This is a genomic window from Nocardioides jejuensis (assembly GCF_004337475.1).
GTDB classification, from domain to species: domain Bacteria; phylum Actinomycetota; class Actinomycetes; order Propionibacteriales; family Nocardioidaceae; genus Nocardioides; species Nocardioides jejuensis.
Genome location: NZ_SJZJ01000006.1, coordinates 69,959 through 93,618, shown reverse-complemented (window position 1 = coordinate 93,618; position 23,660 = coordinate 69,959). Strand labels below are relative to the sequence as shown.

General features: G+C 70.4%; 25 protein-coding genes. 6 read left to right on the top strand and 19 right to left on the bottom strand.

All coding sequences use genetic code 11. The features are described 5' to 3' along the window. Positions 1 to 127: 127 nt before the first annotated feature. Positions 128 to 490, bottom strand: coding sequence for a DUF5130 family protein (locus tag EPD65_RS05590; RefSeq protein ID WP_165872900.1), 363 nt, complete (start codon positions 488 to 490; stop codon positions 128 to 130). Further along, positions 477 to 749, bottom strand: coding sequence for a hypothetical protein (locus EPD65_RS05585; protein WP_131582178.1), 273 nt, complete (start codon positions 747 to 749; stop codon positions 477 to 479). Before EPD65_RS05585 ends, EPD65_RS05590 begins: the two co-directional genes overlap by 14 nt. A 60-nt stretch (positions 750 to 809) precedes the next feature. On the opposite strand from EPD65_RS05585, the gene EPD65_RS05580 reads away from it, so the two are divergent. Then, positions 810 to 1,757, top strand: coding sequence for a mechanosensitive ion channel family protein (locus EPD65_RS05580; protein WP_131582177.1), 948 nt, complete (start codon positions 810 to 812; stop codon positions 1,755 to 1,757). A 3-nt stretch (positions 1,758 to 1,760) separates the two neighbouring features. Here EPD65_RS05580 and EPD65_RS05575 read toward each other — a convergent pair whose 3' ends face one another. Together EPD65_RS05575 and EPD65_RS05570 are read right to left on the bottom strand one after the other, a co-directional pair. Next, positions 1,761 to 2,435, bottom strand: a complete 675-nt coding sequence (locus tag EPD65_RS05575; RefSeq protein WP_131582176.1) for a response regulator — start codon at positions 2,433 to 2,435, stop codon at positions 1,761 to 1,763. Beyond that, positions 2,432 to 3,523 carry a sensor histidine kinase gene (locus tag EPD65_RS05570; RefSeq protein ID WP_131582175.1) on the bottom strand — a complete coding sequence of 364 codons (1,092 nt, stop codon included), beginning with the start codon at positions 3,521 to 3,523 and terminating at the stop codon, positions 2,432 to 2,434. The genes EPD65_RS05575 and EPD65_RS05570 overlap by 4 nt, the downstream gene beginning before the upstream one ends. Before the next feature lie 79 nt (positions 3,524 to 3,602). Here EPD65_RS05570 and EPD65_RS05565 point away from each other — a divergent pair, with 79 nt between their 5' ends. Continuing rightward, positions 3,603 to 5,495: an APC family permease gene (locus EPD65_RS05565; protein ID WP_341539056.1), complete on the top strand. Its 1,893-nt coding sequence runs from the start codon at positions 3,603 to 3,605 to the stop codon at positions 5,493 to 5,495. A 151-nt stretch (positions 5,496 to 5,646) separates the two neighbouring features. Here EPD65_RS05565 and EPD65_RS05560 read toward each other — a convergent pair whose 3' ends face one another. Continuing rightward, positions 5,647 to 6,078 carry an OsmC family peroxiredoxin gene (locus EPD65_RS05560; RefSeq protein WP_131582174.1) on the bottom strand — a complete coding sequence of 144 codons (432 nt, stop codon included), beginning with the start codon at positions 6,076 to 6,078 and terminating at the stop codon, positions 5,647 to 5,649. An 82-nt stretch (positions 6,079 to 6,160) separates the two neighbouring features. Here EPD65_RS05560 and EPD65_RS05555 point away from each other — a divergent pair, with 82 nt between their 5' ends. Continuing rightward, entirely contained in the window at positions 6,161 to 6,544 is a 384-nt protein-coding gene (locus EPD65_RS05555; protein ID WP_131582173.1) for a globin, read from the top strand. A 145-nt stretch (positions 6,545 to 6,689) separates the two neighbouring features. Here the strand turns inward: EPD65_RS05555 and EPD65_RS05550 are convergent, their stop codons facing one another. Then, positions 6,690 to 7,553 (bottom strand): acyl-CoA thioesterase, encoded by an 864-nt coding sequence (locus EPD65_RS05550; RefSeq protein ID WP_131582172.1) that lies wholly within the window; start codon positions 7,551 to 7,553, stop codon positions 6,690 to 6,692. An 88-nt stretch (positions 7,554 to 7,641) separates the two neighbouring features. On the opposite strand from EPD65_RS05550, the gene EPD65_RS05545 reads away from it, so the two are divergent. Then, positions 7,642 to 8,853, top strand: coding sequence for an acetyl-CoA C-acetyltransferase (locus EPD65_RS05545; protein WP_131582171.1), 1,212 nt, complete (start codon positions 7,642 to 7,644; stop codon positions 8,851 to 8,853). Between the two features lie 15 nt (positions 8,854 to 8,868). Beyond that, the gene (locus EPD65_RS05540) at positions 8,869 to 9,348 is read left to right on the top strand and encodes a MarR family winged helix-turn-helix transcriptional regulator (protein ID WP_131582170.1); all 480 of its coding nucleotides are present in this window, start codon (positions 8,869 to 8,871) and stop codon (positions 9,346 to 9,348) included. A 79-nt stretch (positions 9,349 to 9,427) separates the two neighbouring features. Here the strand turns inward: EPD65_RS05540 and EPD65_RS05535 are convergent, their stop codons facing one another. From EPD65_RS05535 to EPD65_RS05475, 13 genes are all read right to left on the bottom strand, one after another. Continuing rightward, entirely contained in the window at positions 9,428 to 10,351 is a 924-nt protein-coding gene (locus EPD65_RS05535) for a DUF559 domain-containing protein (RefSeq protein WP_131582169.1), read from the bottom strand. A gap of 146 nt (positions 10,352 to 10,497) precedes the next feature. Then, entirely contained in the window at positions 10,498 to 10,905 is a 408-nt protein-coding gene (locus EPD65_RS05530; RefSeq protein ID WP_131582168.1) for a hypothetical protein, read from the bottom strand. 73 nt (positions 10,906 to 10,978) lie between these two features. Beyond that, the gene (ettA, locus tag EPD65_RS05525; RefSeq protein WP_131582167.1) at positions 10,979 to 12,661 is read right to left on the bottom strand and encodes an energy-dependent translational throttle protein EttA; all 1,683 of its coding nucleotides are present in this window, start codon (positions 12,659 to 12,661) and stop codon (positions 10,979 to 10,981) included. A gap of 85 nt (positions 12,662 to 12,746) precedes the next feature. Then, positions 12,747 to 13,292: a single-stranded DNA-binding protein gene (locus tag EPD65_RS05520; protein WP_165872899.1), complete on the bottom strand. Its 546-nt coding sequence runs from the start codon at positions 13,290 to 13,292 to the stop codon at positions 12,747 to 12,749. A 141-nt stretch (positions 13,293 to 13,433) separates the two neighbouring features. Next, on the bottom strand, positions 13,434 to 14,339 hold the full coding sequence (locus EPD65_RS05515) for a glycine betaine ABC transporter substrate-binding protein (protein ID WP_131582165.1): 906 nt from the start codon (positions 14,337 to 14,339) through the stop codon (positions 13,434 to 13,436). A 36-nt stretch (positions 14,340 to 14,375) separates the two neighbouring features. Next, positions 14,376 to 15,029, bottom strand: coding sequence for an ABC transporter permease (locus EPD65_RS05510; protein WP_131582164.1), 654 nt, complete (start codon positions 15,027 to 15,029; stop codon positions 14,376 to 14,378). Further along, positions 15,026 to 15,673 carry an ABC transporter permease gene (locus EPD65_RS05505; protein WP_131582163.1) on the bottom strand — a complete coding sequence of 216 codons (648 nt, stop codon included), beginning with the start codon at positions 15,671 to 15,673 and terminating at the stop codon, positions 15,026 to 15,028. Before EPD65_RS05505 ends, EPD65_RS05510 begins: the two co-directional genes overlap by 4 nt. Then, positions 15,670 to 16,485 (bottom strand): ABC transporter ATP-binding protein, encoded by an 816-nt coding sequence (locus tag EPD65_RS05500; protein WP_131582162.1) that lies wholly within the window; start codon positions 16,483 to 16,485, stop codon positions 15,670 to 15,672. The genes EPD65_RS05505 and EPD65_RS05500 overlap by 4 nt, the downstream gene beginning before the upstream one ends. A gap of 49 nt (positions 16,486 to 16,534) precedes the next feature. Beyond that, a complete protein-coding gene (locus tag EPD65_RS05495; RefSeq protein ID WP_131582161.1) occupies positions 16,535 to 16,966 on the bottom strand; it encodes a rhodanese-like domain-containing protein in 432 nt (143 codons plus the stop codon). Next, positions 16,963 to 17,502, bottom strand: a complete 540-nt coding sequence (locus tag EPD65_RS05490) for a cysteine dioxygenase (protein ID WP_207891422.1) — start codon at positions 17,500 to 17,502, stop codon at positions 16,963 to 16,965. The genes EPD65_RS05495 and EPD65_RS05490 overlap by 4 nt, the downstream gene beginning before the upstream one ends. 57 nt (positions 17,503 to 17,559) lie before the next feature. After that, positions 17,560 to 19,215: a YfjP family GTPase gene (locus tag EPD65_RS05485; RefSeq protein ID WP_131582159.1), complete on the bottom strand. Its 1,656-nt coding sequence runs from the start codon at positions 19,213 to 19,215 to the stop codon at positions 17,560 to 17,562. After that, the gene (locus EPD65_RS05480) at positions 19,212 to 20,942 is read right to left on the bottom strand and encodes a GTPase domain-containing protein (RefSeq protein ID WP_243640457.1); all 1,731 of its coding nucleotides are present in this window, start codon (positions 20,940 to 20,942) and stop codon (positions 19,212 to 19,214) included. Before EPD65_RS05480 ends, EPD65_RS05485 begins: the two co-directional genes overlap by 4 nt. Beyond that, entirely contained in the window at positions 20,939 to 22,123 is a 1,185-nt protein-coding gene (locus EPD65_RS05475; protein ID WP_131582158.1) for a PrsW family intramembrane metalloprotease, read from the bottom strand. Before EPD65_RS05475 ends, EPD65_RS05480 begins: the two co-directional genes overlap by 4 nt. 49 nt (positions 22,124 to 22,172) lie before the next feature. Here EPD65_RS05475 and EPD65_RS05470 point away from each other — a divergent pair, with 49 nt between their 5' ends. Further along, positions 22,173 to 23,570 (top strand): aminopeptidase P family protein, encoded by a 1,398-nt coding sequence (locus tag EPD65_RS05470; RefSeq protein ID WP_243640456.1) that lies wholly within the window; start codon positions 22,173 to 22,175, stop codon positions 23,568 to 23,570. Positions 23,571 to 23,660 lie beyond the last annotated feature (90 nt).

The following is a 23,660-nucleotide window of genomic DNA, read 5'->3' as shown; positions in this document are numbered from 1 at the left end:
GTCTTGGCGAGTTGAGTCCCGGGTCTCGGCGCCAAAATCCGGGACTCAAGGCGTCAAAACCCGGGTTTCGGCGTACGACGAAAGGGCCCCGACCAGCAGGTCGGGGCCCTTCGTGCGTGTCTGTGGATCAGGCGGTGGCGCGGTCGGCGAGCGCACCGATGCCGCGCACCAGGCCGCCGGCGAGGTCACCCTCGGCGAACGCCAGCTGCATCTCGAGCGCGGTCAGCTGCACCTGCTCGTCGGAGAGGCGCTCGCGCACCCAGCCGCCGGTCACGATCTCCAACGCACGCTGCGCCGGGTCGACCATGATCACCAGCGAGCGCGTCGGCGCCGCGAGGGTGTTGTGCAGCTGCGTGGCGAAGGCACGCGGGTCGCCCTCGGCAGCCCCGACGTACGCCGTGATCTCCATCCGCGAGCGAAGCTCCGCCTTGCGGATCGCCTCAGCGATGCTCAGCCGCTCCTGGCGGCTGAAGGAGTCACCAGCGGGCACCGGCGCCGCCTGCCTTCGAGTCCTCACCATCGGGACCAGCGAGCTCGTCGCCCGACTTGCGCGGGCCGCCGAACCACTCGCTCTCGGTGCCAGCCGAGGCACCGCCCTTGATCAGGCGCGGGAGGAGAACCAGCAGGACGATCAGCGCGAAGAGGCCCGCCGGGTAGGCGATGAAGACCAGGAGCGCACGGAGGCCGTCGACGTCGGTGTGCTCGGCCCAGCCCTGCGGGACCACGAGCGGAAGGGTCAGGATGTTCACGCGCGTCAGCATATCGGGCCCGGGCGTGGTGGCGTGAGCAGTGCCCGTAGCCTCGTCCCCATGTCGCTCAGCACCACCCTGGCCAGTCCGATCCACCTCGCGAGCGCCGCCTCTCCGTGCGGCAGCAAGGACGGCATCGCGTGCCGTCTGGCCTGGCGCTGGACGCACGACGCATCGACAGCCGATCTCGCGACCGTGTTCGTCGGGCGGCCTCTCGCGATCCTGGTCCTGATCGTCGGCGGCCTGCTCATCCGCTGGCTCGTCGGTCGCCTGATCAACCGCATGGTCGCGCGGATCGCCAGCGGCCCGCTCAACGAACGCCGCCAGGTCCGCGCCCGCACCATGGGATCGATGATGCTGAGCATCGCGACGACCGTGATCGTCTTCGTGGTCACGCTGATGGCGATCGGCGAACTCGGCTTCCCGATCGGCCCGATCATCGCCAGCGCCGGTGTCGTCGGCCTCGCCATCGGCTTCGGCGCCCAGAGCCTGGTCAAGGACTACATCTCGGGCATGTTCATGATCTTCGAGGACCAGTACGGCGTCGGCGACTCCGTCGACCTCGGCACCGCCGTGGGCACGATCGAGGCGGTGGGCCTGCGCGTCACCCGGCTCCGCGACGTGCACGGCACGGTCTGGTACGTCCGCAACGGCGAGATCCTCCGGGTCGGCAACATGAGCCAGAACTGGGCCCGCACCGTGCTGGACATCGGGGTGGGCTACGACGCCGACCTGGACCACGTCCGCGACGTACTGCGGTCGGTCGCGCACGAGGTCTGGGAGGACCCGTCGTTCGTCGGCGCCGTCATCGAGGAGCCCGAGGTCTGGGGCGTCGAGGCGCTCGCTGGCGACGTCGTGACGATGCGCGTCACCCTCAAGACCGCCCCCGGGGAGAAGGCCCGCGTTGCGCGCGCCATGCGCGAGCGGATCAAGGCCCGCTTCGACATCGAGGGCATCGCCATGCCGCACCTCGGCGCTCGGCCGTTCGGCCCTCCGCCGACCTCCTGACCGTCAGGGCTGGAAGCGGTAGCCGAGGCCCGGCTCGTTGACGAAGTGCACCGGCCGGGACGGGTCGGCCTCGAGCTTGCGGCGCAGCTGCGCCATGTAGAGCCGCAGGTTGCCCTGGGCGGTCTCGTAGCCGGGGCCCCAGACCTCGGCGAGCAGCTCGCGCTGGCTGAGCAGGCGCCCCGGGCTGCGCAGGAAGACATCCAGCAGGTGCCACTCCGTGGGCGTGAGCCGGACCTCCTCGGCGCCGACGGTCACGCGGCGCGCACCCGCGTCGATGCGGACGTTCCCGAGCGAGACCGGCGCGGACTCGGCATCGGAGGACACCCGTCGTTCCATCACACGCAGGCGCGCCAGCAGCTCGTCGATGCCGAACGGCTTGGTGACGTAGTCGTCGGCGCCCGCATCGAGTGCATCCACCTTGTCGGCGCTGTCGGACCGCCCGGAGAGGACGAGCACCGGCACCGTCGACCACGCACGCAAGCGGGTCAGCACCCCGATGCCGTCGAGCACCGGCAGGCCGAGGTCCAGGACGACGAGGTCGGGCGGCACCTCGGCGGCCAGCTGCAGCGCCTCGTCGCCGTCCGCGGCTGCCACGACGGTGTACCCGTGGCTGCGGAGCGTCACGGCCAGGGCGCGACGGAAGTCAGGCTCGTCGTCGACGACCAGCACGCGCGTCATGCGGGCTCTCCCCCAGCACCCGAGACCGGAGGCTCGGCGTCGAGCATCACGACGACCGTCGTACCGCCGAGGGTCGTTTCCTCGAGGTGCACCTCGCCGCCCATCGCCTCGGTGAGGCCTCGAGCGAGGGCCAGCCCGAGGCCGAGGCCGTCGACCGAGGAGTCGTCGAGCCGCTGGAACGGCTGGAAGACACGCTCCCGGTCGGCCACCGCGATGCCCGGCCCGCGATCGGCCACCGCGATCCGGACCCTGTCCCCCACAGACCGCACCACGATCGTCGGCGGGATGTCGCCGGCGGCGTGGCGCTGGGCGTTGGAGACGAGGTTGGCCAGCACGCGTTCGAGCAAACCTGCGTCTGCCAGCACGGCCGGCACGTCCTCGGGCACGTCGAGCAGTACGCCGCGGGGTGCGACGCCGAGGTCGTCGAGCGCCGCGGCGATGACGTCCGCGACCACCACCGGCACCCGGCGTACGGCGAGCGCGCCGGTCTGCACACGGCTCAGGTCGAGCAGGTTGTCCATCAGCCCGGCGAGCCGGTCGAGCGCGCCGTCCGCCGAGGCCAGCAGCTCCGCGCGATCGTCGTCGCTGAGGTCGTCGCTGATCCGCGCGCCGGAGACACCAGCCTTGGCCACGGCGAGCGGACTGCGCAGGTCGTGACCGACCGCGACGAGCAGCGCCGTCCTGAGCCGGGCCGCAGCCGCGTGGAGCTCCACCTGCGCGGCCGCCTCCGCTGCCTGCTGCGTACGCCGAGCGGCCACGTCGACCGCGCCGCTGACCAGGGCCGCCACCAGCAGGAAGGCGACCAAGCTGCCCAGGTTGCCCGGGTCGCTGATCGTCCAGGTGTGCAGCGGCGGGGTGAAGAAGTAGTTGAGCAGCAGCGAGGCCACGACCGCCGTGGCGAGCGCGGGCCAGAGCCCGCCGACCAGCGCGACGACCACCGTCACGAGCAGGAAGCCGAGCATGTCGCCGGCCAGGTCGAGCCGACCGCGCAGCGGGAGCAGACCCGCCGTCAGGGCGGGCAGCGCCGCGCAGGCGACGAGCCAGCCGCCACGGCGCCGTACCGCGCTGACACTCCCTCGACCGATCACCCGCCCAGTGTGACGCGAGCGGCGTTAGGGGTGCGTTAGGACCGCCGCCGACGCCGTCCGGCGCGCCTTGACTTCAGACGTGACCTTCACCGCTCAACAGCTCGCTGTCCCGGCACAACCTGCGACCGAACCCCACTCGACCTCTCCCTGGTGGAAGGTGATGTGCCTGACCGGCGTCGACTACTTCTCAACGCTCGGCTACCAGCCCGGCATCGCCTTCCTGGCTGCCGGCCTGCTCAGCCCGATGGCGACGATCGTGCTCGTCCTGCTGACCCTCCTCGGTGCGCTGCCGATCTACCGCCGCGTCGCGGAGGAGAGCCCTCACGGGCAGGGATCGATCGCGATGCTGGAGCGGCTGCTGCCCTTCTGGCGCGGCAAGTTCTTCGTACTCGCGCTGCTCGGCTTCGCGCTCACCGACTTCATCATCACGATCACTCTGTCAGCAGCCGACGCGGCGGCCCACGTCGTCGAGAACCCGCACGTCCCGGCGTTCCTCCACGAGGGGCAGATGTGGATCACGCTCTTCCTCGTCGCCCTGCTCGGCGCGGTCTTCCTGAAGGGGTTCAAGGAGGCGATTGGTGTCGCCGTGGCCCTGGTGGTCACCTATCTGGCGCTCAACACGGTCGTCATCGGGTACGGCATCTGGCGCATCTCCACCCACGGCCACCTCGTCACCGACTGGACCTCCGGCCTGACCGCCGAGCACGGCTCCGTCTGGACGATGATCGGCGTCTCGCTGCTGGTCTATCCCAAGCTCGCGCTCGGCCTGTCCGGCTTCGAGACCGGTGTGGCGGTGATGAGCCACGTCGAGGGAGCCGAGGACGACGACTTCCACATGCCGGCGGCCCGGATCCGCAACACCAAGAAGCTGCTCACCACGGCGGCCCTCATCATGAGCGGCTACCTGATCACCAGCTCGCTCGTCACGACGATGCTGATCCCGGCCGAGAAGTTCCAGGACGGCGGCGAGGCCTCCGGGCGCGCGCTGGCGTACCTCGCCCACCTCTACCTGGGTGATGCCTTCGGCACGGTGTACGACGCCTCGACCATCGCCATCCTGTGGTTCGCCGGAGCGTCCGCGATGGCCGGCATGCTGAACCTGATCCCCCGCTACCTGCCCCGCTACGGCATGTCCCCGGAGTGGGCAGGCGCCACGCGGCCGCTCGTCATCATCCTGACCGCGGTCGGCTTCCTGATCACCTGGATCTTCAACGCCGACGTCGACGCCCAGGGCGGCGCGTACGCCACCGGCGTACTCGTGCTGATGGTCTCCGCGGCGTGTGCGGTGACGCTCGCAGCGCGCAAGGCCGGGCAGCGGAAGCTGACGATCGCGTACGGCGCCATCGCGCTCGTGCTCGCGTACACACTGTTCGACAACGTCCGCGAGCGGCCCGACGGCGTGAAGATCGGTGGCTGCTTCATCGCCGCGATCGTCCTGGTGTCGCTGGCCTCTCGCGTCCGCCGGGCCCTCGAGCTGCGCACCACGGAGATCACCTATGACGCACGCGCCGAGATGTTCCTGCGCGACTCCGCGCGGCGTTCGATTCGGCTGGTCGCACACGAGCCGGTGGACCGTGGGCGCGAGGCCTATGTCGCGAAGATGCGGCAGATCGTCTCCGACAACGACATCCAGCACCCGGGCGACATCGTCTTCCTCGAGGTGACGGTCAAGGACTACTCCGACTTCGAGAGCCGGATCGAGGTGCACGGCGAGGCGCTGCACGACGAGTTCCGCGTGCTGACGGTGGAGGCGTCGACGGTGCCCAACGCGCTCGCCGCGGTGCTGCTCGACATCCGCGACCGGACCGGCGTACGGCCGCACCTGTATCTGGAGTGGACCGAGGGCAACCCCCTGATCAACCTGGCGCGGTTCCTGCTCTTCGGCGTCGGCGAGGTCGCCCCGGTGACACGCGAGGTCGTACGCCGGGCCGAGCCCGACCCGACCCGCCGCCCCCACGTCCACGCCGGCTGAGCTCCCTCACCGAGACGGGGCCCGTGCGGCCGCGAGACGGGGCCTGTGCCACCGCCAGACGGGGCCCGTGCCGGGCGTCCTGTGGACAACCCCGGCACAAGCCCCGTCTCAGCACGGCACAAGCCCCGTCTCAGCGCAGGTCAGGCGCAGGTCAGGCGGAGAGCGAGGCCTTCAGCGTGATGCTGGGGACCGAGGCGAGTGCCTGCGAGACCGGGCAACCGGCCTTGGCGGCCTCAGCGAGCTCGACGAACGTCGCCTCGTCCAGGCCGGGGACGGTGCCTACGGTGGTCAGGCGGATCTCGGTGATGCCGGTGCCGGGGACGAAGTCGACCTCGGCGGAGGTGTCGAGCGCGGTCGGCGGGGTGCCGTTCTTGGCCAGGCCGTTGGAGAACGCCATCGAGAAGCACGCCGTGTGGGCCGCCGCGATGAGCTCCTCGGGGCTGGTCAGGCCGTTGGGCTCCTCAGAGCGCGCGGGCCACGAGACACCGAAGGTGCCGATGCCGGAGGACTGGAACGTCGTGGAGCCGGACCCGTCGAGCAGGCCGCCCTCCCAGTGGGTGGAGGCGGTGCGGGTGGTGGCCATGGGGATCTCCTCAGGTGGATCGGGGGTCGGTACGTCGATCCTTCCACGGCCGGGGTGAGCCCGTCGCCGCGCGCACGGCAGAATGGTCCGCGTGAGCACCTTCTACGACGAGATCGGCGGGATCGACACGATGCGACGCATCGTCGACCGCTTCTACGAGGGTGTCGCCGAGGACCCGATCCTGCGCCCGATGTACCCGGAGGAGGATCTCGGGCCGGCGCGCGAGCGCTTCACGCTCTTCCTGTCGCAGTACTGGGGCGGTCCGGGCACCTACAGCGAGCTCCGCGGCCACCCGCGCCTGCGGATGCGCCACGCGCCGTTCGTCGTGGACCAGAACGCAGCCGATCACTGGCTCCGTCACTTCCGCGCAGCGCTGGACGATGTCGCACTGACGCCGGAGCAGGACGCGCAGTTCTGGGACTACGTGCAGCACGCGGCCCAGTTCATGATCAACACCGAGGTCTGAGGCCTCGATCAGCGGAGTGTTTCCGTGGCATTCCTGCCACCGAAGCACCCCGCATGCCGCGAAGGCGGTGCTTCTGTGGCATCGCTGCCGCAGAAGCACGCACAGGCCAGCCGGAGACGGGCGGCTGTCCGGCGCCGGCCGCAACTTACGGCAGCTGCGCGATCAGCAGCTGCCGCAGCTCCTCGGGAGCCGGCGCGGCCTTCTGTGTCACCGCGTCGAACGTCACCAGCACCACCCGAGCCCGCGAGAACGTCGTGCCTGCGACGTCACGCAGCTCGCTCTCGATCACGAAGCTCGACCCGCCAACCTTCGACACCCACGACCGGACGTCGTACGGCGTCGTGCTGAAGCGCATCGGCTCCTCGTAGGCGACGTCCATCTGCGCGATCACCATCGGGGTCTTGCGGAAGTCGACCGCCGTCGAGCCCTGCATGCGTCCGATGTAGGCGATCCGCGCCTCCTGGAAGAACTCGAAGTGCTGCACCTCGTCGATGACACCGAACGCATCGAGGTCGGAGAACCGCACCCGCAGTCGGTAGTCGCCGGCCTCGACGACGCGCGGCTCGGTGAAGGCTGCGGGCTCGCCGATCGGGTCGCCGCCCTCGAAGCGGGAGAGCACCTCGAGCTCCGACGCGGTCAGGGCACGACGGCGGTCCTCGTCGAAGGCGTACGGCGCAAGGGTGCTGCGCGCACGCAGGTAGACGACCCGCTCGCCGGTGTGGTCGTCGTACACCTCGTGGCCGAGGGTGAACGAGTCGGCGTCGGCCGCGACGACCCAGGAGTCGATCTTGACCGGCTTGAGCCGGAACGTGAGCGGGGCGGCGTACTGCACCGAATGATGGAGCACCTGCGCACCCTCGGCGAGCGCGAGGAGGCGGTCGCCCGGCGCGTGCGCCAGGAGCATCTCGATGCGGGCTTCCTGGAGGTAGTCCAGGTAGGTCACGTTGTTGACGTGGCCGAGCAGGTCCATGTCCGCCCAGCGCAGCTGGCACTCATAGGTGTGTCGCACGCCGGTGATGCTGCCAGACGCGGGCGGATAGGCTGAACGGCGGCCCCGTTCGACGGGGTCCCTCCCCTACGTCTTCGAAGGAGCCCTCATGCCCGAGGCAGTCATCGTTTCCACCGCCCGTACGCCGATCGGTCGGGCCTTCAAGGGCTCCCTGAAGGACATGCGGCCCGACGACCTGGCCGCGTTCGCGATCAAGGCCGCGCTCGACAAGATCCCGTCGTTCGACCCGACCCTGATCGACGACCTGCACCTCGGCTGTGGCCTCCCGGGCGGCGAGGCCGGCTGGAACATGGCGAAGGTCGTCAACACGATCCTCGGCCTCGACACGGTCCCGGGCACCACGATCACCCGCTACTGCGCATCGTCCGTGCAGACCACGCGTATGGCGCTCCACGCGATCAAGGCCGGCGAGGCCGACATCATCGTCTCCGCCGGCGTCGAGGCCGTCTCCCGCTTCGGATCGGGCATGACCGACACCGAGGACGCGCGCAACCCGCTCTTCAACGACGCCATCGAGCGCACCGTCGCCCAGTCGATCTCCAACGCGCCGTGGCACGACCCGCGTGAGGACGGCCTGATCCCGGACGCCTACATCTCGATGGGCCAGACCGCCGAGAACGTCGCCACGCTGCGCGGCCTGAAGCGCCAGGAGCTCGACGAGTTCGCGACCCGCTCGCAGAACCTCGCCGAGAAGCAGATCGCCGCCGGCTTCTGGGCCCGCGAGATCACCCCGATCACGCTCCCCGACGGCACCGTCGTCTCCACCGACGACGGCCCGCGCGCCGGCGCGACGTACGAGGGTATGGCCTCCCTGAAGCCGGTCTTCCGCGAGAACGGCGTCAACACCGCCGGCAACTCGTGCCCGCTCAACGACGGCGCCGCCGCCGTCGTGATCATGTCCGACACCAAGGCCGCCGAGCTCGGCCTGAAGCCGCTCGCGCGCGTGGTCTCCACGGGCGTCTCCGGCCTCTCCCCCGAGATCATGGGCCTCGGTCCGGTCGAGGCGTCGCGCAACGCGCTCCGCATCGCCGGCATGAGCGTCAACGACATCGACCTGTGGGAGATCAACGAGGCGTTCGCGGCGCAGGTCGTCCCGTCGTACCAGGACCTCGGCATCGACATCGACCGCCTGAACGTCAACGGTGGCGCCATCGCCGTCGGCCACCCGTTCGGCATGACCGGTGCCCGCCTGCAGAACACCCTGCTCAACTCGCTGGACTGGCACGACAAGTCCACCGGCGTCATCACCATGTGCGTCGGTGGCGGCCAGGGCATGGCCATGATCCTCGAGCGTCTCTGACCAGAGGCACCCGACATGGCTGAGTCTCGGTGGCTCGACGACGACGAGCAGCGTGCCTGGCGATCGTTCCTGGTCGCCAGCACGCTGCTCAGCTCGGCGATCGACGATGCAGCCAAGCGTCACGACATCTCGGGCAGCGAGTACGCCATCCTGGTCCGGCTGTCGGAAGCACCTGACGGTGAGCTGCGCATGGCGCAGCTCGCCGACGGACTGCTCCACAGCCGGAGCCGGGTGACGCACACGATCAAGCGCATGGAGGCCAAGGGCCTCGTCACCCGCGCCGACAGCGCCGAGGACGGTCGCGGCGTGGTCGCGCGCCTGACCGACGCCGGTGCCCAGCGTCTGGTCGACGCCGCACCCGACCACGTCGCCGCCGTACGCCGGCACCTGTTCGACCTGATCTCCCCCGACGACATGCTCGCCTTCGGCCGGGTCATGGGCACCGTCGCGGACGAGCTCAACGAGGTGTCGCCCGAGGCCAACCGGATCCGCTGATCCCTTCACCGTCGAAACCCGGGTATTGGTCCGCCGAAACCCGGGTTTTGACGTCTTGAATCGCGTCTTTTGACGAACGTCACCAGCGGCGCGCGGAGTAGCCGGGCTGCAGCGCGTCGCGCAGGGCAGCGAGCCACGCGTCGAGGCGCGCGCCCGTGAAGTCACCCTTCTTCACGACGATCACCGTCCAGCCCTGGTCGCGCAGCCACGCCCGTCGGCGTTCGTCTGCTGCCCGCTGCTCGGCAGTGCAGTCGTGCCATGCACCGTCGTACTCAACCGCGACGCGACGCGTCGGGTACGCATGATCGAGGCGGTACGTCGGGATGCCATCGATCGCGACCCAATGCTGCTGCTCAGGCGCTGGCAGCCCCGCGTCGAGGATCGCCAGCAGCGTCCAGCTCTCACGCGGGGACTCACAGCGTGGGTCCATGACGGCGACGAGCTCGCGCAGTTGACGTACGCCGCGGCGTCGCGCGAACCGCACACGCGTCGCCGCCGCACACGCGGAAGCGTCCAGGTCGTGCGCGGCCGCGAGGCCGTTGAGCGCGGCGAACGCCTCCCGGCGACGCAAGCGGCATCCCAGATCAAGAGCTGTGCGGAGCGGCGTCGTCACCTCGAGCCCGCCCAGGCGCATCACGTCCTCCGGCCGGAGGTCGCGGGTGCCGCCGTCGGCATCCCGGCGCTCGGTCGGATGCCGCCCGCGCAGTGCACACATCTCGATCGGAGGCGGAGCAGCCAGTTCCTCGACCGTGAAGGCGTCGACACCATGGAGCCACGCGGCGGTCCGGTCGACCAGCACGTGACCCCGTGGCACCACGAGGCTCAGCGCAGCAACCCTGGCGGTGGGCGTGACCTCGAGGTCGGCTGCGGCGTACACACCGGTAACTAGCCTGCGGAGAGCGCCGTCGGCCACCAGTCGGCGCACGTCCCGGCGGGCGAGGCCATGGTCGGCGCAGCGCGCGACGGCGAAGGGCGAGTCCGGGAGGGGCGTCGTGAGAACCATGCAGCAGACCCTGCGCTCTCGCGGCCCGATCCGCACCGGTCCTGCCGCTCGCCTGTGGAAAGTCAGCCGGAGCCCGGCAAAACCCGGGAATCAAGACGACAAAACCCGGGTTTCGGCGCGCCAAAACCCGGGTTTCGCGGGGTGAGTCAGGAGTCGCCGATGACCGCGGGCCAAGTGAGCGTGCCGAACAGCGCGCTGAGCCAGCGACCGTCACCGAGGTCGTAGCCGCGCGCCGTGATCCACGAGCCGGCACCGAAGGGGGCCTCGCTGCTGTGCTCGGACGTCGGCGCGTGCCCGACGAGGTCGATGCCGTGCTCCGTCGAGGCCAGGCGCGCGATGAGGGCGTCCATCTCGTCGCCGGTAGGCGGCGCGGCCGTGAACGCGAAGTCCGGCGTGCCTTCCAGGAGGTTGACGACGACCACCTGGTGCAGGTGGCTCCTGTACCAACCCGTGAGTGCCGCGAGATCCGGCTCCTCGTCGAGGGTCCGGAGCGTCACCAGCGTGAACTGGTCTCCCGGCGGGGCAAGGCGGTTGAGAACGAGATCGCTGGCCATGGAGGCAAGTATCCCGGAACGGACGCAAAAACCCGGGTTTCGGCGGACCAAAACCCGGGTTTCAACGTGTGGATCAGTCGCGCGTCAGGCGGCGGTGCGTGACGCGGTGCGGGCGCGCAGCCTCGACACCGAGGCGCTCGATCTTGTTCTCCTCGTACGAGGCGAAGTTGCCCTCGAACCAGAACCAGTGGCCCTCGTTCTCCTCGTCGCCCTCCCACGCCAGGATGTGGGTGGCGATGCGGTCGAGGAACCAGCGGTCGTGGGACGTGACCACGGCGCAGCCCGGGAAGTCGAGCAGCGCGTCCTCGAGCGAGGACAGGGTCTCGACGTCGAGATCGTTGGTCGGCTCGTCGAGGAGCAGCACGTTGCCGCCCTGCTTCAGCGTCAGCGCCAGGTTCAGACGGTTGCGCTCACCACCCGAGAGCACGCCGGCCTTCTTCTGCTGGTCCGGGCCCTTGAAGCCGAACGACGCGACGTAGGCGCGCGAGTTCATCTCGAAGTTGGCGACCTTGATGTGGTCGAGACCGTCGGAGACGACCTCCCACACGTTCTTCTGCGGGTCGATGCCGCCACGGCTCTGGTCGACGTACGAGATCTTCACCGTGGTGCCGACCTTGAGAGCGCCCGAGTCCGGGGTCTCGTTGCCGGTGATCATCCGGAACAGCGTCGTCTTGCCGACACCGTTGGGGCCGACGACGCCGACGATGCCGGCGCGCGGCAGCGTGAAGTTGATGTCGTTCCACAGCGTGCGGCCCTCGAAGCCCTTCACGAGGTTGTTGGCCTCGAGCACGATGTCACCAAGGCGCGGGCCCGGCGGGATGTTGATGTCGGCGGTGTCGATCTTGCGGGCCTTGTCAGCCTCGGCCGCGAGCTCCTCGTAGCGGGCCAGACGCGACTTCGACTTGGTCTGGCGGGCCTTGGCGTTGGAGCGGACCCACTCCAGCTCCTTCTCGAGCATCTTGGCGCGCTTGGCGTCCTTCTGACCCTCGACCTTGAGACGCTCCTTCTTGGTCTCCAGGTAGGTGGAGTAGTTGCCCTCGTAGCCGTGGATCTGGCCGCGGTCGACTTCGGCGATCCACTCGGCGACGTTGTCGAGGAAGTACCGGTCGTGGGTGACCGCGAGGACGGCGCCCTTGTAGGACTTGAGGTGGCCCTCGAGCCACTGGACCGACTCGGCGTCGAGGTGGTTGGTGGGCTCGTCGAGGAGCAGCAGGTCCGGCTCCTGGAGGAGCAGCTTGCAGAGCGCGACGCGGCGGCGCTCACCACCGGAGAGGTTGTCGACGAGGAGGTCGGCCGGCGGGCAGCGGAGCGCGTCCATCGCCTGCTCGAGCTTGGAGTCGATGTCCCAGGCGTTGATGTTGTCGAGGTACGTCTGCAGCTCACCGGTCTCGGCCATGAGCGCGTCCAGGTCGGCGTCGGGGTCGCCCATCTCGCCGTAGGCCTCGTCGAGGCGCGCCATCTTGCCCTTGATCTCGGCGACGGCCTCCTCGACGTTCTCCAGGACGGTCTTGCCCTCGGTCAGCGGCGGCTCCTGCTGGAGCATGCCGACAGTGGCGTCGGGGTCGCGCACGATGTCGCCGTTGTTGGGGTGGTCGAGCCCCGCCATCAGCTTCAGCAGCGACGACTTGCCCATGCCGTTGGGGCCGACGACGCCGATCTTGGCGCCGTGGAGGAACGACAGGGTGACGTTGTCGAGGACGACCTTGTCGCCGTGGGCCTTGCGGACGTTGCGCAAGGAGAGGATGTACTCGGCCATGGGACGGAAGCCTACGCGGCTGAGCCACCCTCTCCTGCCACGCCCCCGCGGCTCGGACCGCACCGGGGCCTGCAGCCTGCCTCGCTCAGAACGGTGCCATCTCGGACTCCACCGACGTCTCCGCGGACGGCTCGGCCGGCGGCGCCTCCTCGAGACCCGAGACATCGACCGGCGGCACGTCGAAACGGCCGAGGCTGGAGACCTGCGGGAGGCCGACCGACCACGCGTCGTTGTGCTCGGCGAGCTCGGAGGTCTCCTCGACGGGGCGCGGCGCACTCCGGGGCAGGAACGCCGACGTGCCCCGACCCAGGTCGTGGCCCACGGCGACGGCGTCGATCGAGTACGTCGTGCGGGCGACGCCGTCCTCCGGCGTCCAGGTCTGCGTGCGGAGGCGGCCCCGCACGATGACCGGCTCGCCGACGTGCAGCGACGCCACGCAGTGCTCCCCGAGCGTGCGCCACGCGTTGACAGTGAACCAGTTGGTCTCGCGGTCACCCCACGCGTTGTTGCTGTTGCTGAAGAACCGCGGGGTCGACCCGACCCGGAAGCCCGCCACCACCGTGCCAGCCACGTGCCGCAGCTCCGGCTGCGTGCCGACGAAGCCCTGCACCGTCACCTCGGTCTCGTTCATGTCCATCCACTCCTCACCATCGCCCCGGACCGACTGCCCGGGAACTCCCCCGAGCTTCGCCCGGGGAGCGGAGACGACAGTGGCCCCGGCCAGCCCCTGTGGAGGGGCCGGACGGGGCCACGTCGGTGGACCAATACCGGGTCAGGCCAGGCCGTTGGCCTTCAGCCAGCCCTTCGCGACATCAGCCGCAGAGGGCTTGTCCTTGCCGGCGAAGGTCGTGTTGAGCGCGAGCAGGCCCTCGGTCGTGAGCTTTGCCGAGACCGCGTCCAGCACCTCGGCGACCTTGTCGGTCTTCGCGTCCTTGCGGATCAGCGGGACGACGTTCTGCGCAGGGATCAGGTGCTTGGGGTCCTCGAGCGTGACCAGCTTGTTCTGGGTGATCGAGGCCGTGGTCGAGTAGATGTCGGCGACATCGACGCGCCCCGAGGTCAGCGCCTTGAGCGTGGCCGGGCCGCCGTAGTCGGAGATCGAGGTGAAATCGATGTTCTTGACGCCATAGACCTTCGCCAGACCGGAGAGTCCGTAGGCGCGGATCTTGAACTCCGGGTTGGCCGCCAGGCTGAGGTCCTTGAGCTTGGCCAGGTCACCGATCGAGGAGACGGCGTTCGTGGCCGCGAAGGCCGCTGTCACGTTGAGCGAGTCCTTGTCCTCGGCCGCCGCAGGGGTCAGGATCGTGAGGCTCGAGGGCAACGCGCCCGCCAGCGCCGTGGTGACGTCCTCCGAGGTCGTCGCCGTCGCGTTCTTGTCGAGGAAGGTCAGCAGGTTGCCGGTGTACTCCGGGAACAGGTCGATCGTGCCGTCCTTGATCGCCCCGATGTACGCCTCCCGGGCGCCGATGTCGAGCTTCGTCGTCGCATCGATGCCCTTCGCCTCGAGTGCCTGGGCGTAGATCTCGGCGAGGATCTCGCTCTCGCCGAACCCGGCCGATCCCACCACGATCGCGTCTCCCCCGCTGGAGGACGGAGCGGTCGGGTCACCACCGCAGGCAGCCAGGCCCAGTCCGAGCACCAGGGCGGCGCCGCCAGCGGCCAGTCGCGTGAACTTCATGGGGTTCCTCTTCTCATCGGGTGGGGAGCAACAGACTCATGAACGTGCTGCTGATCGTTGCGCGACTGCGAACGCCCCGTCCAGAGCCAGCGCGAGAACGACGACCACCAGCGAGCCGGCCAGGGTCTGGGGATAGTCGCGGACGGCGATGCCGTCGATCAGGTAGCGGCCGAGTCCACCCAGCCCGATGTACGCCGCGACGGTCGCGGTCGACACGACCTGCAGGACCGCCGAACGCACGCCCCCGAGGATCAGCGGCAGCGCGAGCGGCACCTCGACGCGCATCAGCACCTGCCATTCCGTGAAGCCGAGGCCGCGGGCGGAGTCCACCGTGCGCTGGTCGACGGACTCCACTCCGGCGTAGGCACCGGCGAGCAGCGGTGGCACCGCGAGCACCACGAGGGCCAGGATCGGCGGCGTCAGCCCGATGCCCATCCACAGCACGACCAGCGTGAGCAGGCCGAGCGTGGGCAGCGCGCGCAGGGCTCCGGTCAGGGCGATGGCCACGCCACGCAGCCGGCCGGTGTGACCGATCCAGAGCCCGAGCGGCAGCGCGATCGCCGCGGCGATCGCCACGGTGAGGGCGGAGTAGCCGACGTGCTCACTCAGCCGCGCAGGTACGCCGTCCGGCCCCTGCCAGTGGGCGGAGTCCGTGAGCCAGTCGGCCGCCTGGACGAAGACGTTGCTCATGCGGTCGTCCTCGCTCCGCGCACCCAAGGCATCAGCACCCGCCCGAGCAGCACCCAGATCGTGTCGAGGGCGAGCGCGAGCGCCACCACCACAGCGAGCCCGATCACGATCTCCGGCGTGTTCGAGCGCTGGAAGCCCTCGGTGAAGAGCGAGCCGAGGTTGGAGACCCCGATCAGCGCGCCGACGGTGACCAGGCTGACGGTGCTCACCGACGCCACCCGTACGCCGGCCAGCAGCACCGGCCCGGCGAGTGGCAGCTCGACGCGCAGCGCACGCTGCGCCGACGAGTGCCCGGTGGCATCAGCGGCATCCACGACGTCGCGGGGCACCTGGGCGAAGGCGTCGGCCGCCGTCCGGACCAGCAACGCCACGGCGTAGAGGGTCAGCACGACGACCACGTTGATCGGGTCGAGGAAGCTCGTGCCCAGCACGCCCGGGAGGATCACCAGCAGCGGCAGCGAGGGCACCGTGTAGAGGATGCTCCCCGAGCCGAGCACGACCGCTCCGATCCGCGGGTGCCGCTGTGCCCACCACCCGATCGGCACGGCCAGGAGGAAGCCGAGCAGCACCGGGAGGACGCTCAGCCACAGGTGACGCAGGGTGAGGTCACCGATCCGGTCGGCGTTGTCGAGGAACCACGTCATGCGGGATCCAGGACACCCGCGGGCCGCCCGTCACCGTCGACGACGACGCGCTGGCCACCCCGCTCCTCGATGTGCAGGGCCCGGTGGGCGCGATCGAGCCCGACGAAGCTGCGTACGAAGTCGTCTGCCGGAGCCGCGAGGATCTCGGCCGGCGTGCCGACCTGCGCCACCTCGCCGCCGCGCCGCAGGATCACCACCTGGTCGCCGAGGAGGAACGCCTCGTCGATGTCATGCGTGACGAAGACGATGGTCTTGCCGAGCTCCCGCTGGAGCCGCAGCAGCTCACGCTGCAGGTCGACCCGGACGATCGGGTCGACGGCGCCGAAGGGCTCGTCCATCAACAGGATGTTGGGGTCCGCGACCAGGCCGCGGGCCACCCCGACGCGCTGCTGCTGACCGCCCGAGAGCTGTCGCGGATAGCGCCGCGCCAGCGCAGGGTCGAGCCCGACCGTCTCCAGCGCGGCCAGGGCGCGGGCGGTGGCCTCAGTGCGCGGGACGCCCGACAGACGCAGCGGCACCGCCACGTTGTCGACCACGCGCCGGTGCGGGAGCAGCCCGGCGTGCTGCATCACGTAGCCGATCGAACGCCGCAGCTCGACGGGGTTGCGCGTCGCGACGTCGACGTCGTCGATCAGCACCTGGCCGGAGCTGGGCTCGATGAGCCGGTTGACCATGCGGAGCAGTGTCGTCTTGCCACAGCCCGACGACCCGACCAGGACGGTCGTCGTGCGCGAGGGCAGCACGAGGTTGAAATCGCGGACGGCAGTGGTGCCGTCAGCAAACGTCTTGCTGACGGAGCGGAACTCGATCATCGGGGGCCCCGGCTTCCGGGGAGCGAAGCGGGGCGGATGGTGGAGTGAGTCACGCGGCTCCTCGGGTGGCGACGTGGACCAGCTGTTCCACCGGTGTACCACCCGGCACGACCGGCAGGCCAGCGGCACGCCACGCATGGAGACCACCCTCGAGATCCGCTGCCGGAACGCCGAGCGAGTTGAGCGACGCGGCGGCGAGCGACGACGTGTAGCCCTCGGTGCACACGACGATCCAGCGCTGCCCCGGCCGCGCCTGCGGGAGGCGCGCATCCGAGTCGGGGTGGAGCCGCCACTCGAGGTGGTTGCGCTCGACGACGAGCGCCCCGGGGATCTCCCCGTCCGCTCGACGCTGCCACTCCGGACGGATGTCGACCATCCGCGCGCCGGCGGCGACGGCGTCGCGGGCCTCCTGCGGCGAGAAGCGGCGCAGCCCGTCGCGGGCGTCGGCCAGCATCGCGTCGACCGAGTCGAAAGTCTTCATGACGCCTCCTGAGCAGGAGCGGACGCTTCGGGGTCGTCGGTCCAGAGGGAGGCTCGACGGACCAGTCGGCCCGTCTCCACAGTGTAGTAATGCATCCGCGAGAGCGGCGGTGAGTACGCGTGCACGCTGACGGCCACCTCACCATCAACGTTGCGGACGTCGTGGACGTAGTGCCCGCCGAACACCGAGGTCTCCCCCGCCTCACGGGTCAGGTCGACGAGGTGACCCTCGCGGCGGCTGCGCGCACCTTCCCGGGACGGCGCGACGCCGCCGGCCCACGCGGTCTCGGTCAGCCGGCCCTGCACCACGGTGAAGGCACCGGCGGAGCCTCCGTGGTCGTGCAGCTCGGTGCCCTGGTCCGCGGTCCAGCTGATCAGCCAGACGTCGACCTGGTCGTCGCAGTGCACCCGGACGTGCCAGCGCTCGTCGGCGTCGGCACTGATCTCGTGCTCGCCGCGGTGGACCTCGTCCGCGACGCGGCGGGTCCAGTCGGCGAGCTCCTCGAGGGTCAGCGAGTGAGCAGGGGTCGGGTGCATGGCACCCATTAAACACTACAAAATTAGTGGACTAAAACGACTAGTCCGTGACTCCGCTTACTTCTTCAGGACGTTGGCCAACTGCTCGCGCACGGTCGTGTACGTCGCCAGCTCGGTGTTGATCGGCGACAGCACCAGGTCCTGGGCCACGGCGTGGATGCCGTCACGCAGACGACGATCCGCGGAGCGGGCCCGCGATCGGGCGGAGACCCCCACCAGTACCCGGCAGAGCAGCGCCAGCAGGATGCCGCCGACCACTCCCCCGAGCAGCAGGAGCGTCGGCACCGCGACCGGCCCGACCTTCGGCGAGGGCACGTCGAACTGCAGGTAGCCGGCCAGACCGACACCCGCGAGCCAGACACCACCGACGAGAGCAGCGAGGATCAGCAGCCACTGGACGACGCGCACCAGCGCGGCCCACCACGGGACGCGGGCGACACCGAGGTCGGTCGAGGCCAGCGTGTGGTCGAGACGGTTGTTGAGATCGCTGAGCCGCGCGGTCGCAGCGCCACGGATGGCCTGCTGCCACGGCTTGGCCAGCCCCGCGCCGACCTCGTCGCACGCCGCACGCACGGCGGCGTCTACGCGGGCGCTCTGCACGGGCGTCGGCTCGGGGATGGAGGTGCGCGCGGACTTCACCAGCGCGCGGCCCTCCTGACCGAGGTCGAGGTGGAGGCGCTTGAGCGGGTCCGGCTTGAGCTTCGTGACCCAGGCGACGACCGGCCAGCCGGTGGCACGCGCAGCGCGCAAGCGGGCCGAGGCCTCGACGGCCTCCACCACGACGGGCACGCCGGCGGCGTCGGCCAGCGCTTCATCGAGCTCAGCGGAGACATCGCCGCCCAGCGCCTTGGGGACCGCGGTGCCGGAGACGGCGGAGAGCTTCTCCCCGACCGCCTTGACGTCGGCCTCCAGCCGCTTGCGCGTCGACTTCTTCGACGCGACGCGCTTGGCGATCTCCTTGCGGAGCTTCTCCATGTTGTCGCCGTGGCGAGCGCTGACGGCGAACACCGGGACGTCGGCCAGACCGTCGGCCGCAAGCAGGCGGCGTACGTCGGAGAGCATCTGCTCGCGTCGGTCCTCGGGGACGGTGTCGATGTGGTTGAGCACCACGATCATCACGCCGGCGTGCGAGGCCATCGGCTTGAGGTAGCGGTTGTGGATCGCCGCGTCGGCGTACTTCTGCGGGTCGAGGACCCAGACGAGAACGTCGGCGAGCTGGACCAGGCGGTCGGCCTCGAGGTGGTGCGAGACGTCGGTCGAGTCGTGGTCGGGCAGGTCGAGGAGGACCACGCCGTCGAAGGCGTCGTCCTGCTTCGAGCTGTCGAGCATCGAGTCGCGCGTGACGTGGTGGCGCGGCGGGATGCCGAGCCACGTGAGCAGGTCGCCGGCACCTTCGCCACCCCAGACGCACGCGGTGGCCCACGACGTCGTGGGCCGGCGTACGCCGACGGCGGAGAGCTCCAGCCCGGTCAGCGCGTTGAACGTCGAGGACTTGCCGGAGCCCGTCGCGCCGGCGAGGCCCACCACGGTGTGGTGCGCCGACAGGCGGAGCCGCTCGGAGACCCGGTCAGCGACCTGGTGCGCCTCGTCGAGGAGCGCATCGTCGAGACGGCCACGGCCTGCCTCGACAACGGCTTCAAGGGCCTCGGCACGGCGGCCGACCCCCGAGCTCGAGGAAACCAGCTTCTTGACACCATCGAGCACGGTGATCACACGCTTTCGGTGGAGATGGAGTCGGACTGCGCAGCGAAGCGCAGGTCGTCGACGCGACGCGCAGCCGCACGGAGCAGCTCGGGGCTGCGCGAGTCGACGCCCAGGTCGTCGAGGACGTGAGTGAAGCGTGCCCGCTCGCTCGCGAAGAGCTCCTGCACCCGGCGGTCGAGGTCCTTGCGGGCGCGCTCGGCGAGCGTGCGCACCGCCTGGTCGCCGAAGACCGCCTCGAGCAGCTTCTGTCCGAGGACGGCGCTGCCACCGGCGATACCGACCTCGGCACCGGACAGGCCCGCCGTGGCGGAGAAGGTCACGACCATCAGCGCGACGGCCAGGCCGTTGACGCCGTACGCCAGGTAGCGCGCGGTGGTGCGCTTGTCGGCACCCTCGGCGCGGACCATCTCGAGGACGCCGTGCTGCCAGTCGCGGACCAGGGTCTCGGCGTCCCGGCGGAACTGGCGCGACGCGCGATCCAGGTCGTGATCCTGCGCCTGGAGGAGGCCGCGGCCCGGGCCGGTGGAGCCCCAGTAGCCCGCGGCCTGCTCGGCGGCGTTCTCGGCGTGCTCGATGAGCAGCTTCTCGAGGCCGGACTCGACCGCGTGGGTGACCCGCTCGACCTGGGCGGGCTTGCCCTTGACCGCGTTGACGAGCCGGTCGCGGAGGCCGCCGACCTTGTTCTCGAGTGTCTTGAGCAGTTCGCCCGTGCCGACGAACTCCTGCCAGCGGGCGAGCACCTCACCGCGCAGGAGGGTGCCGTCGGCCGTGGCCTTGCTGATCCCGTCGAGCGCGCGGTCGTAGGCGCGGTCGGCGTCGGCACGCAGCGAGAGCAGCGCCTTGCCGTGGTCCTCGACGACCGAGGCGATCTCGTAGGTGCGCGCGCTGATCACGCGGATCGCGCCCTCGAGCGTCTGCTTCACGACGGCGTCGCGGGCGTCGGCGTCGTCGGCGAGCGCCTCGAGCCAGCCGCGGATGTCGGCGACGTACGACGCAGGAAGCAGGCCGTCCTCGTCGGGGTGGCCCTCACGCACGATGAAGAGCGGGGAGTCCTTGAGGCCTCGGGCGGCGAGCATGCGTGCCAGGTGGGTGGCGACGGTCTCGACGGCGTCGTCGGCGGTGCGGTCGAGCACGATCGCGACGGACGTGGACCGCTCGGCAGCCTTCTTGAGGTAGTCCCACGGCACCTGGTCGGCGTAGCGGGCGGCACTGGTGACGAAGAGCCAGAGGTCGGCGGCGGCGAGGAGCTGCGCCGCGAGGACGCGGTTCGCCTCCTCGACCGAGTCGACGTCGGGGGCGTCGAGGATCGCCAGGCCCGCGGGCACCTTCTCGCTGGCCACGAGCTGGAGCGTGGTGGTGTCGCCGGTCGAGCGGTCGGAGCGCACGAGGTCCGGGAGGATCCGGTCCTGGCCGAACCACTCGGCATCGGCCGGGTTGTGCACCAGGACGGGCGAGCGGGTCGTCGGGCGCAGCAGGCCGGGCTCGGTCACCCGGTTGCCGATCAGCGAGTTGACCAGCGTCGACTTGCCGGCTCCGGTCGAACCACCGACGACGGTGAGCAGCGGACCGTCGATCGCGGTCAGCCGCGGGATGACGTAGTCCTCGAGCTGGTCGATCATCGCCACGCGCGCGTCGCGCTCGGCCTCAACGCCCGGGACGTCGAGCGGCAGCACGGCACCCTGGAGCGCGCCGCGGAGACGCACCAGCGCGGTGAGCATCTTCGTGGACTCACTCATGCGGGTCGGTCTCCTGGGGCAGCGTGGTGGGAAAGGGGCGAAGCAGTGGGCGTCGATCCGTCAGGCGGGAAGACGACAGCGGGCCCGAGCCGCTGCAGGAGCTCCACGAAGGCCTGACCGCGGGCGACGGCGTCGCGCGGTGCAGTCCCCCGGAGGAACCGGTGGTGAAGGTACCCGAGTTCGATCGCGGCCTGCTGGTAGTCCCGCATCGCCCGACCTGCGCGGGGACCGCCCGCGAGATGTGCATGCCGCCGTGCTGCGCGCCGACGCCGCAGGTCGACGACGTACGGGACATGCGCAGGGTGCAGGAAGCCCCGACCCGCCGCGTCGTGCAGCGCGCTGGTCAGCACGGCCTCTTCGCGACCACGCACCCAGATCGCGAAGCCCACCGCGAGCAGGAACGCCGGCAGCATCACGATCGCGTACGCCGCGATGAAGCCGGTGCCGCCCGAGAAGGTCGCGGAGGTGTTCCAGGCGGCATGGCAGAGCACCGCGAGCAGGTAGCCGACGAGCGGCCAGCCGAGACGGCCGAGCGCGCTGCGGCTCTGGATCGCGAGTCCGATGCCGATGCCGGTCATCGCCGTGAAGAAGGGGTGCGCGAACGGGCTGAACAGGCAGCGGATCACGAACGTCGAGGTGAGGCCGGCGAGGCCACCCGGCGCACCGTCCGTGCCGTTCCAGGCCATCGCGAGGTAGAGGACGTTCTCGGTGAAGGCGAAACCCACACCGACCATGCCGGCGTAGACGATGCCGTCGAGCACTCCGTCGTACTCGTGGCGGCGCCAGAGCAGGAGCAGCACGAGGAAGAGGCCCTTGGCGAACTCCTCGGTCAGCGGCGCCACGATGGTCGCGCTGGCCTGGTCGGAGAGCGACAGGATCACGGTGCCGACCTCCTGCGCGAGGAGGGCGAGGAACGTCGCCACACAGGCACCCCAGGCCAGGCCGAGCGCGAGCAGCACCTTCGGCTCGGGCTCGTAGCGATCCAGCCAGAGGTACGCCGCGACGACCGGACCGACGGGCACCAGCGCGAAGAGCGCGGCCACGAAGACGATCGGCCCGCCGCCGGACAGCAGGATCACCAGACCGGTGGGGACAGCCGCGAGCGCGGCAACGACCGCGACGATGACGGTGAAGAGAACCGTGTCGCGCGTGGCACGAGGCTGCGGCACGGTCACTGACATGCGGCGAAGCCTATCCGTTCACATGTTTCACGCCCGTATCGTGGGGAGCGTGACCGAGCCCCAGACAGACGCCCCGGAAACCGCGACTCCCCAGACGACCGACGCAGCGGAGACCCCGCGCATCGAGTCGCACGACCCTGCGGTGCCGGCGGCGTACGCAGCGTTCATGCGTACAGGGTGGGGCGACCGTGAGCTCGACCTGCCTCCGCACCCGGTGGCTTCGCTGGCTGCCGGGCGCCGCAAGGGCCTCGCCGCGGCGTTCCCCGGCGAGCGGCTGGTGATCCCGGCGGGCAGCTACAAGGTGCGCTCCAACGACACCGACTACCGCTTCCGCCCCGACACTGCGCACACCTGGCTCTCCGGCAACCAGACCTCCGACGCCGTGCTCGTCGTCGAGCCGTCCGGCGAGTCGGTGCTCTACGCGCGGCCCCGCTCCTCGCGCGAGACCGACGAGTTCTTCCGCGACCGGCAGTACGGCGAGCTGTGGGCCGGGCGGCGACCGTCGCTGCACGAGATGACCTCCTCGCTCGGCGTCGAGGTGCGGCATCTCTCCGAGCTCGACACCTCCGGTGCCCGCGTCAACGGCGTGGACGCGGAGCTGACCGAGGTGCTCTCGGAGATGCGCCTGGTCAAGGACGCGTGGGAGATCGGCGAGCTGCAGGAGGCGTGCGACATCACCGCCCTCGGCTTCACCGACTCGGTCCGCGAGTGGGACCGCGTGCTGGAGTTCGGCGAGCGCTGGCTCGAGGGCACGTTCTTCCGGCGTGCCCGTGCGATGGGCAACGACCTGGGCTACGACTCGATCGTCGGCGGCGGCGCCCACGCCACGACCCTGCACTGGATCGAGAACTCCGGACCGATCGTCCCCGGCGAGCTCGTCCTCCTCGACATGGGCGTCGAGGGCCGCAACCTCTACACCGCCGACGTCACGCGCACACTGCCCGTGTCGGGGCGCTTCACTCCCCTGCAGCGTGATCTCTACACGCTGGTCTTCACCGCCCAGCAGGCCGGCATCGATGCCGTGAAGCCGGGCGCCCGGTTCCTTGCCGCGCACGAGGCCGCGATGTCTGTGCTCGCCCACGGGCTCTCCGATCTCGGCCTGCTCCCCGTCTCCGCCGAGGAGGCGCTCGACCCGGACTCCAAGGTCTACGCCCGCTGGACGCTGCACGGGACCAGCCACATGCTCGGCATGGACGTGCACGACTGCGGCCGTGCCTCGGCCGACGTCTACCCGCGGGGCGAGCTCGAGGAGGGCATGGTCCTCACGGTCGAGCCCGGCCTCTACTTCCAGTCCGACGACCTGCTCGTCCCCGAGGAGCTGCGCGGCATCGGCATCCGCATCGAGGACGACATCGTCGTCACCGCGGACGGTTCACTGAACCTCTCCGACAGCCTTCCGCGCTCGGCGGACGACGTCGAGGACTGGATGGGCTCGCTGCTTCCCTGACGTCTTCGCGACGTGCTGCTGACGTCCGGCGACAGGTGCGTGAACGTTCCTTGAACGCCGTCGCGGCGCTCTGGACGCGTCGCGCGGACG